This is a genomic window from Streptomyces sp. M41 (assembly GCF_043673425.1).
In the GTDB taxonomy this organism is placed as follows: domain Bacteria; phylum Actinomycetota; class Actinomycetes; order Streptomycetales; family Streptomycetaceae; genus Streptomyces.
In genome coordinates this window covers 384,453-398,206 of sequence record NZ_JBIMKE010000004.1, presented here as the reverse complement: position 1 = coordinate 398,206, position 13,754 = coordinate 384,453, and the positions used below count along the sequence as shown (strand labels likewise).

Below are 13,754 nucleotides of genomic sequence, written 5' to 3'. Positions count from 1 at the left end.
CGAAAGGGGGGTTCTCACTCACGGCACGGAGGAACAGAACTCCGTGCGCGTGCGGTGAGCTGGCATGTGTGGCCGACCGCCGGTGAACCGGCAGCCGGTCGCGCGGCACGACTCGGAAACAAGTGCGGACACCGTCACCGAGCACCCCCCTACCGCGCCCCGCGCCGGGACTGCCGCGGCCTTGAGCCCTCCCCTGGAGCCGCGTACGACAGTCCGATGCGGGTGAGATGTACGACGGTATTGATGATTGAGACTGTATGGCAAGAGCTGGAACGAGCTCTCACGTTTTTGTTGTTTTGACCGTAACCGGTCCAGTTGACCCTGCTGTCACCCTCGTCCCGAACGGATCCGCCCCATGCGTTTGAGGAGGCGGTCCGCCGGTTCGAACAGCTCCGGCCGGGTCTGCACGGTGTTGCGCAGCGCCCGGACCGGGGCACGGCGTGCCCGGTGGCCGAACGCGACCGGGTGACGCCGGGTCACCCACCCCTCCGACACCGACAGCTCGCGTGTCTTCAGGGAGTCCTTGTACTCCTTCTGGCCTCGCCCGAGATCGAGATGGGCGATGCCGTCGGCGGCAGCCGCCTCGGCCATGCGCAGATGCAGGACCAGCCCCGGGGAGTACTTCGAGAACTCCGGGTCGTAGGCCGGGAACCAGCACGCCAGCACCCGCTCGGAGCGCAGCCCGAAGTGCGCGGCGATCGGCCTGCCTCCCGCGTACAGCACCGACAGGATCCCCGCGAACGGCTCGGAGCGGGTGTGGAACAGCTGCTCCACGAGCCGGGTGATCCACTCCTGGGCGAAGCGGTCGCTGCGCCCGGTCCTGCGGTACTGCGCGGACTTCCAGGCCATCAGCGTGCGCAGCGCGGCCGGGTCCCGCTCGTCGTGCACATACCGCACGTCGGTGTGATCCCGGCCCAGCTTGCGCCCCTTGGCGAGCGTCGTCCGGGTGAACTTCGGCGATCGCTCGCGCAGTTGACCGAGGTACGCCTCGTACCCCTGGTCGACGTCGATGACCGGGGACGGGTAGCTGCCGGTGGCCTCCGCCGTGAACGCCGCCTGGCCCTCCACCAGGTGGTCGAACTCGAAGACGACGAGCCCGCACGCCTTCAGCAGCTCCCTGGCGTCCCAGGTGAACCCGGGCCGGTGCACGACGCCCTGGGCGTCCGAGACACCGAGGCCGATGGCCCGGCCCACTCCGGCCGCCGTCCGCTGGAACGGGAAGAACGCGGCCGGCTCGCCGCCCTCCCGTACGACCGCGATCCGCACCCCGCGCCGGCAGCGGCCGACCGCGAGCGCGAACTCGGGGGAGAGGAAGGGGTTGCCCAGCTCGGGTGAACCCTGCAGATGGGCCTTGGACTGCAAGGAGGTCCAGGCCGCCCGGTCGGCCGAGCTGAGCTCGCCGGGGCGGTACACGCTGATGTCCACGTCGGTCACTCCGCCTTCGCGTCGTCACGGCCGCGCAGCCGCCCTGCCAGAACCAGCAGGAGAAGGAGGGCGCTGATCGCGGTCACCGCCACGATCCCGCCGCGTACCGACCACCGGTGCACGGCCAGCATGCCCTGGGCCACCAGCATGTTGACGACGACCGCGCCCGCGACCGCGGCGACCGTGCGGCCGAAGGGTTCCAGCCCGCGCAGCGCGGCGGCGATCGCCGCGGCCGGCGCCGCCAGGAGGAAGAACAAGGTGAACGGGCCGCGCAGCGGCGAGCCGGAGTCGACCAGTGCGAGCACCGCGCCGAATCCCCCCACAGCCGTCGCGGCGCCCGCGAGCAGCGGCGTCAGGTCCCTCCCCGGTCCTGACCGCGCCCGCTCGGTTTCCTCGGACATAGCTGTCTTGTTGCTTAAGGTCTGCATTGGCGACTTTGCCCCCCGAAGCGCCGGATGCCGGGCTTCAATGTCGCGCAGTGCCGCGGCGGTCGTCAAGATGCGAACGACCTCTTGACATCTGTTCGTATGCGGTTGCGACCCGACCCGTTCTCCGGGGGTCGAGGGGGCCGAGCGGAAGTCTGAGGAAGTCCGGGGAGGCCACGCGTCATTGAGACGAAGGCGGCGGCACCTCAAAAACTTGGCATGGACACTTCCCGTCAACACGCGTAGTTGGTACGACGGTTATGGCAGAGATCCTGCTATAGGGAGGTTCCATGAGACGTTCCCGATTTACCGCATTCGTCGCCTCGCTCCTCCTCGCCGTCGGCACCGTCCTGACCGGGACCGCCACCGCGCAGGCCGCCGACACCGCCGCCGCCGGCGGTTATGTGGCCCTCGGCGACTCCTACTCCTCCGGCCTGGGAGCGGGCAGCTACATCGCCTCCAGCGGCGACTGCAAGCGCAGCACGAAGGCGTACCCGTACCTGTGGGCCGCCGCCAACGCACCCTCGTCGTTCGACTTCACCGCCTGCGCGGGCGCCCGTACGAGTGATGTGACCGCCAGTCAGCTCGGCCCGCTCAGCTCCTCCACCGCACTCGTCTCCGTCACGATCGGCGGCAACGACGCGGGCTTCTCCGACATCATGCAGACCTGCGTGCTCCAGTCCGACAGCGCCTGCGTCTCACGCATCAACACCGCGAAGGCGTACGTCGACTCGACACTGCCCGGCCGGCTCGACACCGTCTACTCGGCCATCCGGGCCAAGGCACCGTCCGCCCAGGTGGTCGTCCTCGGCTACCCCCGCTTCTACAAGCTGGGCGCGTCGGGCTGCCTCGGTCTGTCCGAGACCAAGCGCAGGGCGCTCAACGGCGCGGCCGACTACATCGACGCCGCGACCGCGAAGCGCGCCGCGGACCACGGCTTCACCTTCGGTGACGTCCGGCCCGCGTTCACCGGGCACGAACTCTGCTCCGGCAGCCCCTGGATGCACTCCGTCAACTGGTTCAACATCCCGGAGTCCTACCACCCGACGGCCGCGGGCCAGTCAGGTGGTTATCTGCCGGTGCTGGACAGCGCGGCCTGATCCACCCACGGCCGCTCCGGCCCTCTACGAGGTCTGCTCCTCGGTGGGGGATGGCGAGACCCCGTCCGTCGGGGTCTCCGTCACACAGGTGACCGAGAACGGCACCGACTCGGACTTCGTCTCCACCGGGTCCCGCACCTCGACGCCGATCTCGCTCTCGAACGTCCCGCTCTCGTCGTACGTCGTCAGGAACACCCTGTCCTGCTTGGTGCGCCCACCGCCCTCCGGGAACGAGAGCGTCTTCCAGCCCTGATCCAGGACCTCGCCGTCCTCGGAAACCCAGCGATAGCTGACCTCGGCCGGCAGCCGCCCCACCGTGAACGTCGCCGTGAAGGCGGGCGCCGCACCGGTGGGCGGCGGGCAGGCCCCGGAGTACTCCGTGTGGGAACCCGCAAGCGTCACCCGCACCGACTGCGCCGGGGGCGCTGTCGTACGGCTCCTGCTCGGGCTGGGCTTCGCGGTGTCGTCCCCGCCGGTGGTGTTCTCGTCCTCGGTCTCGGCCTGTGAAGTCGGGTCCTGCGTCCGGCCGGTGGCGTTCCCACCGCCTTCGTTCCCGCCCCCGTCACCGCGGTTGAGCAGCGCGTACGTCAGCCCCGCCACGGCCAGCGCCAGGGCGAGGGCGCCCGCGATCAGAACGGCGGCGGCGCGCCGGTTGCGGTCAGGCCGGGCGGGAGCGGTGTCCTGCGCCTGCCCCGTGGCCGGCGTGGGCCTGGTCGGTCCGGGCGATGGCACGGGGGACGTGGGGGCAGTCGGCGCGCCGGGTGCCGGATGCGCCGCGATCGTCGGCGGGTAGGGAGCCGCCGCGCGGGGGGCACCCCCGGCGCCGATGGTCCGCAGATCCTGCTCGGCCCGGTCGGCGGACAGCCGCTCGGCCGGGTCCTTGCGCAGCAGCCCCTCGATGACCGGCGTGAGCGGCCCGGCCCGGTGCGGCGGCGGCAGCTCCTCGTCCACGATCGCGCGCAGGGTGCTGAGTGGGGTGTCCTGACGGAACGGGGAGTTGCCCTCCACAGCCGCGTACAGCAGCACGCCGAGGGACCACAGGTCGGACTCGGGGCCGGGTGTGCGGCCCAGTGCCCGCTCCGGGGCGAGGAACTCCGGGGAGCCGATGACCTCGCCGGTCATGGTCAGCGCCGAGCTGCCCTCGACCATGGCGATACCGAAGTCGGTCAGCACCACTCGGTCGTCGTTCGACATCAGCACATTGGCGGGCTTCACATCCCGGTGCAGCACCCCGGCCTCGTGCGCGGCACGCAGGGCCGACAGCACCTCGGCGCCGATGTGCGCGGCGCGCTGCGGGCTCACCGGGCCCTCGGCGTCCAGCAGCTCGGCCAGCGAGATGCCGCGGACCAGCTCCATCACGATCCAGGGCCGGCCGTCCTGCGTCGCCACGTCGTACACCGTCACGACATTGCGGTTGGCGACCCGCGCCGCCGCCCACGCCTCGCGCTCCAGCCGGGCGTACATCCGCTCGACCTCCGGCGCCGGCAGCCCGTGCGGCGCGCGCACCTCCTTGACGGCGACCTCGCGGTGCAGCAGCTCGTCACGGGCACGCCACACGGTGCCCATGCCGCCCTCGCCGAGCGGGGACAGAAGGCGGTAGCGATCTGCGATCAGCCGTTCACTGCCCGGTTCTTCGGACACGGGCGTCCCCCATTCGCATCCGTGCGCACTCTCCACTCCGTCTTATTTCTCCCCAAAAGTAGCTCAGCCGAGTGCGGATGCCGCCCCCTGGAACACCAATCCGACTCCGAGCAGGACGACCAGGAACGCGGATCCCAGCGGCGCGGTCCTGCGCAGGAAGTTCGTGACCGGGTGCGCGGCCCAGCCGGCACCCCGGTCCAGCACCCGGCTGACCAAGCTGCCCAGCCTGACCACGGCGAACCCGGCGGCGGTGAGGGTGAGGGCGAGGCCGACGCCGTACGCCACGACGAGCAGCAGCCCGAACCACGCCTTGCCGAGCGCCGCCGCGCCCACCAGCACGACGATCGCGGAGGGGCTGGGCACCATGCCGCCCGCGAAGCCGAGGAGGATCGTGCCGCGGAGGGTGGGGGCGGTGGAGTGGGTGTGGGTGAAAACGCCGTGGGTGTGGGTGAGTAGGCCGTGGGTGTGGGTGTGGGTGTGGGCGTCTTCGTGGGGGTGGGTGTGGCTGTGGTGGTGAGGGGGGTGGTCGTTGCCGTGCTCGTTGCCGTGCTCGTGGTGAGGGGCGTGGGCGGCCCGGGCGTGTGCATGGGGCTGCGGGGTGGGGTGCGTGTGGGCCACCGCCAGGGCCGGTTCGCGGTCGTGGGCGGGCTCGGGTGAGTGGGTGCGGTCGTGGGCGGGCTTGTCGTGATCATGCGGGTGCTCATGGGAGTGGTCGTCGCCGTGCGGGTGACTGTGCCCGTGTGAGTGGCTGTGCCCGTGTGCGTGGCTGTGCCCATGGCCGTGCCCGCGGATGTGCCACGCCCGGCGTACCAGCGTCGCTCCCGCCAGTGTCACCAGGACGCCGCTCGCGATGCCCAGCCAGGTGATGACCGAGGGGGCCGCCGCCGAGCCGGCCGTGACCAGGACGCCCAGGGCCACCACGCCCAGTGTGTGGGTGACCGTCACCGAGGCGGCCAGGGGCAGGACGTCCTTGAGGCGGGCGTCGCCGCCGCGTGCGGTCGCGACCGCGGCCATGATGGTCTTGCCGTGCCCCGGGGCGAGCGCGTGCATGGCACCGAGGAAGACCGCGATGACCAGGGCCAGGGCGGCGAAGCCGACGGTGAGGTCCTGCCGGGAGACCAGGTCGTCCAGGGCACGCGTCCAGCGGTCGGCGCCACGCGGCAGGACGGCGGAGCCGGGCGCGTCCTGCTCCGCCTCGGCGAGGGCCGGACCGCCGGGGCGCACCCGCAGGGAGGCGCTCTTGTCATCGGCGGGGGAGGACAGCAACTCCTCGGGATACTCGGTCAGTTCGCGGGAGATCGAGTTCTTCGGTACGTCCGACGCGGCGAGGGTCATCCGGTCGCCCCGCGCGGTGATCTCCCGCCAACCGGGGCCGGCTTGGGCGCCCGCAGCGCGGAAACCGACGTCGGCCGTCGCGTCCTCGGGGAGTGGCGCCGTCAGCCGGCACTCCACGCGGAGGGTGTCCAGCCCCGCCTGACCGGGCCGCACGCGCGCATGGCTGCTGGTCGGAGTCAGTTCGACCGTACGGCCGTCCACGGTCACCTCGCTGTCCCGTGAGGCCGCCGCACAGCGCTCCCGGGCCCAGGCCGTCATGCCGGCCTTCTCGATCTCGGGCCCGGCCTGGGTCGCCGGGATCTCGGCGAGGTCCTCGACATGATGGACGCGCAGTTCACCGGGGGCGGCGACGAGGCCGTCGTACCGGTTGACGGTGAAGTTGCCGAGGGGGTGCGCGCTCGCGGGAGGGGCGGAGAACAGCGCGAGCGCGCAGGTCGTCGTGAGGACGGCCGCGGCGGAGGCGAACAGCCGGCGGGGGCTCACTCGGCCGCCTCCAGTTCCTTCAGAGCCGTACGCGCCTCGCGGGCGCCCAGCGGTGAGAAGCCGGGGTTCAGCTTCAGCGCGGCACGCAGGTTCTCGCGGGCGTTCTCGGCGTCGCCCGTGGCGTGCTCGATGATCCCGCGGTGATAGAGGAACGCGGCGTTGCGGTAACCGGTGGCCGTCGCCTCGTGGGCGTACTTCAGGGCTTCCTTGTCCTTGCCGTTGACGTGCAGCGCCCAGGCGAGGGCGTCCGCGGTGTGCACGGTGCGGCGGCGGTCCCACTCGGTGCGGGCGGCGCGCAGGGCGGAGGCCTTGTCTCCGTGATCGGCTGCCGCGAGGGCGGTGTCGAGGTCGGCGTTGACGCCGTTGGCCCGGGCGAGGGCGGTCCAGGCGTCGACGAGGGCGTACTGGTCCTCGGCCTTGACCTTGTCGCCGGCCGCCTCGTACAGCTCGCCGAGTTCGACGAGCGGACCGGGCAGGGGGTAGCGGGCGACGACGTCCCTCAGGCCCGCCACCGCGCCGGACCTGTCACCGCCGGCGGCCCGGGCGCGGGCGCGGCCCTCCAGGGCGGGGACGTAGTTCTCGTCGGCGGCGAGGGCGCGCGCGTAGTGCGTGCGGGCGCTGTCGTGGTCGCCCTGGCTGAAGGCGAGTTGGCCGAGCTGGGTGGCGACGTAGGCGATGTCGCCGGGGGAGAGCGCGGAGGAGAGCGCCTGCTCCAGCACGCGCCGGGCCGTGCTCACGTCGCCGCGCAACTCGTGCACATAGGCGTACCGCGTGAAGACGGGGATGCCCGGGCGGCGGTCGTCGGCCGTCTCGGCGGCCTTGCCGGCGTCCTGGTAACGGCCGAGTTCGACGAGCGCGTCGATCCGGCTGCACAGGGCGCGTTCGTTGTACGGGTTCTCCCTCAGGGCCCGGTCGGCCTGCTTCAAGGCGTCCTCGAAGTCGTGCCGGGCGGCGGCCAGGGCGGCGCGGCCGGAGAGGGCCTGGTCGTTGGCGGGGTCCAGGGCGAGCGAGCGATCGAAGGCCCGCTCGGCCTGGGGGTAGCGGGAGGGGTCACCGTTGGTGCGAGCCTGCTCCACATAGGCGAGGCCGAGGGTGGCCCAGCCGGTGTGGTCCTTCGGCTGGTCGCGCAGATGGGCCTGGAGGGTGGTGATGCCCGTGTCCAGGTCCGCGGTGGTGAGGAGGCCGGGGGAGACGGCGGCGGAGGTGGGGGCGAGGCCCTGGGTGCCGCTGTCGCGTATGGCGCCGAGCGCTATGGAGCCGGCGGTGAGGGCCACGGCCAGCAGGGCGGCGCAGCCGGCGAGGTGGAGGGCTCGGCCGCGTCGAGCGGCTGCGGCGGTGCGGCGGACGGCGGTGATGCGCGTGGGTTCCTCGTCTCTCTCGCTGTCCCTGCCGCCCCCGTCCGAGCGGTCCGCTCCGTCCTGAGGGGGCTCGCCCCCCGCGTTGCCGCCGGAGGCTTCCGCCCCCGGGCCCGCGCTCGGGTCCCGAACGGGCCTTGCCCCGGACGCCCTCGACCGCCCGCCGGCCGGAACACCGTCGCTCTGCCGCGCGGCGGCCTTGATCCGCCGTACCGCGCTGACGCGCTCCGCGGCCCCGTCCTCGGCCCCCTCGTAGTCCCGCTCGGGCTCGTTCTGGTTCGTGCGCGGGGCCATGCCCTCTCCTCGGTCGCCTTGCTGCTGACGGAACGTTGTCGCGTGGTGCGGCGCGGCCCGCGCCGTGGGGGATGGTTACCGCGCGGGCCGCGCCAGTAGAGAGGGGCCGGCTAGTACGCCCGGTCCCGCATACGGCGCCACCACGCAAGGGCCGCGCCGATCAGCAGGATGCCCAGCGCGCCTGCGCCCGCGGAGGCGGCGATCAGGGTCGTGTCGTCGGTGCCGCCGGACGTGCCCGCCGGCTGGAGCGCGTCGCCGAGCTGGCTGCGTACGTCGGTCTCGCCGTCCGTGCCCTTGGCGAGCGGTCCGCGCGAACCCTCCGTCGGCAGGGCGACGTACGGGAATGCCTTCTCGAACTCCTTGTCGTTCTTGTCGACCGCGTCACCCAAGTCGTTCTTGGCGCCCAGCAGTTCACCCTCCACGACCTGGAGCGAGGCGTCGATGACGTCGTCGGTGAGGCGGCGGCCGTTCGGGAAGCCCGCGTTGTCGCCGTCGAGCACACCGAGCCGCTTGGGCTTCGCCGCCGGCTCGATCGAGGTGTTCAGGCGGAGCATCTCGGACGGTGTGACGTGCGGCGGCTGGTTGAGGTCCTTCACGCCCTTGAGGAAGACGTCGACCAGGTCGTTGCGCGGCTCGTCGGGCGCCGGGATCTTGTAGATCGCCTCGATGAGCTTGGGCAGCTCGGGGTTGGTGACGTTCTTCAGGAACTTGGCGTCGTCCCAGGGCGCGGACGCGTTGAACTTGTCCTTGTCCTTGAGGGGGTTGACGACCTCGTTCACCAGGGGGTTGCCGAGGCGCGAGACCTGCCGGAAGTGGCCCTGGGCGTTCTTGCGCTGGGTCGTCGACCAGATGCCGACGATCGGCTGGTCCGCCGACTCGGCGATCATGTGGTTCGGGACCTGGAGGGCTATGGAGTTGACGTTGTAGCCCTTGAGCGTGTCGTTGCCGACCTCGGAGAGGTTCCCGCCGTAGAGCAGGTCGAAGACCCGCAGGTCCAGGAAGAACGGGTCGTCGGCCTGCCCGGCGAACGACGTCGCGTCGCCCGCCAGCTTGTGGACGGCCTGTTCGCGCAGCTTGGCGTAGTCCGGCATCGACGCCTTGCCGACGTTCGACGGCGCCACCGGCACATCGTTGGCGACCTTCGTCCTCGACACCAGGTGCTGGTCCTTGAGCTTGAGCAGCTCGACGTCGTACGTCTGCGTGATGTTGAGGTCGGGGTCGTCGAGGCTCTCGACCGGACCCGTGTTGTACAGGAACGTCTTCTTGTTCTTGATGTGGGTGTCGAACGTGAAGCGGTAGAGCAACTCGCCCTGTGCGTCACCGTTGTTGTCGATGTGGATGTCGTACTGCGCGTCCTCGGCGAACGTGAAGAAGTTCGGTCCGCCGGCCGGCTCCTCGAACGGGATCCAGTTCGCGATGATCGTCGTCGTGTCCGGCTTGTCCGGGCTGACGAACGCGTACACGTCCGTGTTGTCGTACTGCGGAGTCCCCGAGATCAGCGGGGCCTCCCGGTGGCTGGAGGCGGAGGCCGCCCCCGGTTCCAGCGCGGTCACGCCGGCGGCTGCGAGCCCCCCGGCGGCCAGCGCACCGCATACAAGGGTCGCCAGACCCCTGCGTCCCGCACCGCTCCTGGAATTAGGTGTCATGCCGTCCGTCCTCAGTGCCAACTTGCCTGACGCACCCGATTCGGAGCCGTCGTCAGGTTGGATTGCTCGAATCCCAAGCGTTCTTACGGCGGAACTGAAAAGTTGTTTCATCGTCGGGCGACCCGCGTTTTCGGGCCGCTGATCCGTAACCCCATCCGGAGGTGTGTTCGTTGCGAATGCCTCGTGGGACGGGACGGCCGAGATGCGGTCTTGCTGGAGGGGGAGACGAGTTGGACGCGGACGAGCTGCTGGTGCTCGTGGCGGGCGGTGACCAGAAGGCGTTCGAGGAGCTGTACGGACTGGTGTCCGGACCGGTGTACGGGCTCGTGCGGCGCGTGCTGCGCGACCCCGCCCAGTCCGAGGAGGTGGCCCAGGAAGTGCTGCTCGAACTGTGGCGGTCCGCCGCGAGGTTCGACCCCGGCCGGGGCAGCGCCCTGTCGTGGGTCCTCACCCTCGCCCACCGGCGGGCGGTCGACCGGGTGCGCAGCGCCCGCGCGGCCGGCGAGCGGGAGCAGCGCGAGGCGCTGCGCGCGAACCAGCCGGCCTTCGACCAGGTCGCCGAGGAGGTCGAGGCGGGACTCGAACGCGAGTGGGTGCGCCGCTGCCTCGACCGGCTGACCGCGCTCCAGCGCCAGTCGGTCACCCTCGCCTACTACGAGGGCTACACCTACCGTGAAGTGGCCGAGCGGCTCTCCCTGCCGCTGGGCACGGTCAAGACCCGTATGCGCGACGGACTCACCCAGCTGCGCAAGTGCCTGGGAGGTGTCGCGTGAGCTTTGTCGGCCGTCTGCTGGGGCGAGGGGATCCGCACTCCCTCGCCGCCCCCTACGCCCTCGACGCCCTGGAAGGCGGCGAGCGGATCCGCTTCGAGAAACACCTGAAGGCGTGTGACAGCTGTGCCGTAGAGGTGCGGGCCCTGTCCGAGGACGCCGTGCGCCTCGCCTGGTCGACGGCCGCCCCGGCGCCGGCCGCGATGCGCGACCGGGTACTGGCCGCCGTACGCACCACCGCGCAGGAGCCCCCCGGGCGGGAGCCGGCACGTGCGCGGGCCGCCCAGTTGCCGCCGCATGTGTGGGGCGTCCAGCCGCCGCCGCGCACGCGGGCCTCCAGGCCGCGGCCGATGCTCGTGCCGTTCGCCACCGTCACGGCCGCGGCGGCCCTGGTCGTCGCCGCCCTGTTCGCCGTGCAGGCCGGCCGGACACAGGATCAGCTGGACGCCCAGCGAGTTCGGGCGAGTGAGATCGCTAACGTTCTGGCGGCTCCCGACGCCCGGGCGACCGCCGGTGAGGACGCGCGGGGCCGGCGGATCGGAGTGGTCGCCTCCGCATCGGCGGGGCGGGCGATCGTCACTCTGCGCGGATATGGCAAGGTGCCGGACGGCCGGGTGCATCAGCTCTGGCTCATGCGCCCGGACGCACAACCGCGCTCCCTCGGGCTTTTCGACGGCGACACGCCCTTGATCGCCTCCGGTCTCGACAAGTCGGCGACGTCACTGGCTGTGACGATCGAACCGGACGGCGGCTCTCCGCAACCCACCAGCCAGCCACTTGTCCAACTCGCCCTGAAATCGGTCGGATTCGGAGAGTAATCGAAGACGGGTCGTCAACACCCTTACGGGGAAGGTGAATCCTGTGACCGCGATACACGCGTGCCCCGTCGGGGCGATAGGGTTAACCTGCCCGGGCCGGGTGGACTCGTACGGGTGGGGAGTGACATGGAACAGATAACGATGCGCAGCAGGGCCAGGGTCCCTGCGATCACCTGCGGGAGCAGCGCGACCAGTTCGCGCCTCGACCGCCACCTCTCGGTGCTGGCGGGTCCCGCCGTGCCTCAGACGGAGGCGGCCGAGGCGACCTCGCTGATGCGTGAACTGACCGCTCGTGACACCAGGCGCGCGGGCAGCGACCGTGGTGCACGGGTCCGTCGCGTCTCGCTCTTCGCTCCGCTGCGTCGTCTGCGTCGCTCGCTGTTCGGCGGGCACTGAGCCGCACCAGCGTTCCTGGAGCGATTTGGAGAACCCGCGCTCGGTCGTCACTTCCGCCCCGGTGTCGTGTCGCGCTGTCGCCGTCCGTCATCCCCACGGCAGGCAGCGCGTCCCGGAGTGCCGCCCGAGCGCGGGTACGTCCCCCGAGCCCCCGCCCGATCCCGCTCCTCGGCCGCGCCCCGCGTGTGATTTCTCTGCGGTGCTCGGCGTGTGATTCCTCTGCCGTGCACGGTTGTTGTCGAGCGATCGGCCATCGCCCGGGGCCGTGCACTGCGACACGCTCATCCGTTGTTCAGCGCTCCCCGCGCGTACCGACCCACTGCGAGCGGTGCGAACACCGCCAGCAGCACCGCGCACCACGCCAGCGACCCGGCGATCGGATGGGCGACCGGCCAGGCGGCGCCGTCCGGTACCGGTGCGTTGCCGAACAGGTCCCGCAGAGCCGTGGTCAGCGCGCTGATCGGATTCCACTCGGCGAGCGTGCGCAGCCAGCCCGGCAGACCGTCGGTCGGAATGTACGCGTTGGACAGCAGCGGCAGGACGAAGGTCGCACCGCCCAGCTGACCGGCGGCCTCCTCGTTGCGGGTGAGCAGCCCGAGGAAGATCCCGACCCACGTCGTGGCGAACCGGAACAGCAGCAACAGCCCCAAGGCACCGGCCGCTTCGTACGCGGATCCTTCGATCCGCCAGCCCACCGCGAGCCCCACCAGCAGGAACGGCACCGTCCCCGCGGCCGTCACGACCAGGTCGGCGGCGGCCTGTCCGAGCGGTACGGCCGCACGGCTCATCGGCAGGGTCCGGAAGCGGTCCATCACGCCCCGGTGGGTGTCCTGTGCAGCCTGGAACATGCCGGTCATGATCCCGTTGGCGGCCGTCGCCACCAGCAGGCCGGGCACCAGGAAGGACCGGTACTCCGCGCCGGGCATCGCCAGGGCGCTGCCGAAGACGTACCCGAAGAACAACAGCATGGTGATCGGCATCGTCTGGGTCAGGATCAGCAGCCCCGGGTTGTTCCGGATCCGCCGCAGCTGCCGGCCCAGCATCGCGCCGCCGTCGTACGCCAGGGTGCTCATGCGGCACGCTCCTCTTTCCGGGGTACCCGGGGTTTCTGGGCTTCCTGGGCTTCTTGGACTTCCTGGGTGAGTCGCAGGAACACGTCGTCGAGCGTGGGTGGTTTGAGGCTCGCGTCGAGCAACGGGACGCCCGCGGCGTCGAGTTCGCGTACCAGACGGGGGAGGGTGAGGGTGTCGTCGCGGGTGACCGCGCCGACGGCGCGCCGTTCGTGGTCGAACGTCGGTTCCGAGCCCGTGAGTTGATCCAGTACGGCCGCCGCCTGAGCCATGACGTCCGCGTCGGTGACGACGACCTCGACATGTGCGCCCAGGACCGCCTTGAACTGGGCGGGCGAACCCGTGTGCGCGACCCGCCCCTGGTCCACCAGGGCGATGTCGTCGGCGAGTTGGTCGGCCTCGTGGAGATATTGCGTGGTGAGCAGCACCGTCGTGCCGTTCGCCGTCAGTTCCCGCACCGCGTCCCAGATCCGATTGCGGCTGGCCGGGTCGAGGCCGGTCGTCGGCTCGTCCAGGAACAGTACGTCGGGGCGGCGGACGAGGCTCGCGGCCAGGTCCAGCCGGCGCCGCATCCCGCCCGAGTAGGTGGACGCCGGCCGGTCGGCCGCCTCGGTGAGCCCGAAGCGCTCCAGGAGCTCGTCGGCCCGCGCGGCCGGACCGCGCACCCGGTGCAGCCGGGCGAAGAGCCGGAGGTTCTGACGGCCGGTGAGGTCGCCGTCCACCGAGGCGTACTGACCGGTGACGCCGATCCGGCTCCGGACGGCGGCCGGCTCCCGGAGCAGGTCGTGTCCGGCGATCCGGGCCGAGCCGGCGTCCGGGCGCAGCAGTGTGGTCAGCAGCCGTACGGCCGTGGTCTTGCCCGCGCCGTTCGGCCCGAGGATGCCGCAGACGGTGCCCTGCGCGACGGCCAGATCCAGCCCGCGCAGGGCGTGGACCTCGCCGAACCGCTTCTCCAGACCTTCACTAAGTACAGCGTACGTAGAAGTCATGAGTCGA

Annotated in this window: 12 protein-coding genes; 4 read left to right on the top strand and 8 right to left on the bottom strand. The window is 71.4% G+C overall.

Annotated elements, in window-relative coordinates; all coding sequences use genetic code 11:
• Positions 1 to 327: 327 nt before the first annotated feature.
• Positions 328 to 1,425, bottom strand: coding sequence for a GNAT family N-acetyltransferase (locus tag ACHBTE_RS08360; RefSeq protein ID WP_394722851.1), 1,098 nt, complete (start codon positions 1,423 to 1,425; stop codon positions 328 to 330).
• 5 nt (positions 1,426 to 1,430) lie between these two features.
• Positions 1,431 to 1,826, bottom strand: coding sequence for a hypothetical protein (locus ACHBTE_RS08355; RefSeq protein WP_394722849.1), 396 nt, complete (start codon positions 1,824 to 1,826; stop codon positions 1,431 to 1,433).
• A 314-nt stretch (positions 1,827 to 2,140) separates the two neighbouring features.
• On the opposite strand from ACHBTE_RS08355, the gene ACHBTE_RS08350 reads away from it, so the two are divergent.
• On the top strand, positions 2,141 to 2,950 hold the full coding sequence (locus ACHBTE_RS08350) for an SGNH/GDSL hydrolase family protein (RefSeq protein ID WP_394722847.1): 810 nt from the start codon (positions 2,141 to 2,143) through the stop codon (positions 2,948 to 2,950).
• A 24-nt stretch (positions 2,951 to 2,974) separates the two neighbouring features.
• On the opposite strand, the gene ACHBTE_RS08345 is transcribed toward ACHBTE_RS08350, so the two are convergent.
• From ACHBTE_RS08345 to ACHBTE_RS08330, 4 genes are all read right to left on the bottom strand, one after another.
• The gene (locus ACHBTE_RS08345; protein ID WP_394722846.1) at positions 2,975 to 4,591 is read right to left on the bottom strand and encodes a serine/threonine-protein kinase; all 1,617 of its coding nucleotides are present in this window, start codon (positions 4,589 to 4,591) and stop codon (positions 2,975 to 2,977) included.
• Between the two features lie 63 nt (positions 4,592 to 4,654).
• Positions 4,655 to 6,409 carry a nickel transporter gene (locus ACHBTE_RS08340; RefSeq protein ID WP_394722845.1) on the bottom strand — a complete coding sequence of 585 codons (1,755 nt, stop codon included), beginning with the start codon at positions 6,407 to 6,409 and terminating at the stop codon, positions 4,655 to 4,657.
• Positions 6,406 to 8,058: a tetratricopeptide repeat protein gene (locus ACHBTE_RS08335; protein ID WP_394722844.1), complete on the bottom strand. Its 1,653-nt coding sequence runs from the start codon at positions 8,056 to 8,058 to the stop codon at positions 6,406 to 6,408. The genes ACHBTE_RS08340 and ACHBTE_RS08335 overlap by 4 nt, the downstream gene beginning before the upstream one ends.
• A 110-nt stretch (positions 8,059 to 8,168) precedes the next feature.
• A complete protein-coding gene (locus tag ACHBTE_RS08330; protein ID WP_394722843.1) occupies positions 8,169 to 9,704 on the bottom strand; it encodes a DUF4331 domain-containing protein in 1,536 nt (511 codons plus the stop codon).
• A 230-nt stretch (positions 9,705 to 9,934) separates the two neighbouring features.
• Between ACHBTE_RS08330 and ACHBTE_RS08325 the strand changes: the two genes are divergently transcribed.
• From ACHBTE_RS08325 to ACHBTE_RS08315, 3 genes are all read left to right on the top strand, one after another.
• Complete coding sequence (locus ACHBTE_RS08325; RefSeq protein WP_394722842.1) at positions 9,935 to 10,477, top strand: sigma-70 family RNA polymerase sigma factor; 543 nt, start codon at positions 9,935 to 9,937, stop codon at positions 10,475 to 10,477.
• Complete coding sequence (locus ACHBTE_RS08320; RefSeq protein ID WP_394722841.1) at positions 10,474 to 11,292, top strand: anti-sigma factor domain-containing protein; 819 nt, start codon at positions 10,474 to 10,476, stop codon at positions 11,290 to 11,292. The genes ACHBTE_RS08325 and ACHBTE_RS08320 overlap by 4 nt, the downstream gene beginning before the upstream one ends.
• Before the next feature lie 126 nt (positions 11,293 to 11,418).
• The gene (locus ACHBTE_RS08315; protein WP_394722840.1) at positions 11,419 to 11,688 is read left to right on the top strand and encodes a hypothetical protein; all 270 of its coding nucleotides are present in this window, start codon (positions 11,419 to 11,421) and stop codon (positions 11,686 to 11,688) included.
• A 281-nt stretch (positions 11,689 to 11,969) separates the two neighbouring features.
• Here ACHBTE_RS08315 and ACHBTE_RS08310 read toward each other — a convergent pair whose 3' ends face one another.
• Both ACHBTE_RS08310 and ACHBTE_RS08305 read right to left on the bottom strand, forming a co-directional pair.
• Positions 11,970 to 12,761, bottom strand: a complete 792-nt coding sequence (locus ACHBTE_RS08310; protein WP_394722839.1) for an ABC transporter permease — start codon at positions 12,759 to 12,761, stop codon at positions 11,970 to 11,972.
• Positions 12,758 to 13,747 (bottom strand): ATP-binding cassette domain-containing protein, encoded by a 990-nt coding sequence (locus ACHBTE_RS08305; protein ID WP_394722838.1) that lies wholly within the window; start codon positions 13,745 to 13,747, stop codon positions 12,758 to 12,760. Before ACHBTE_RS08305 ends, ACHBTE_RS08310 begins: the two co-directional genes overlap by 4 nt.
• Positions 13,748 to 13,754: the final 7 nt, after the last annotated feature.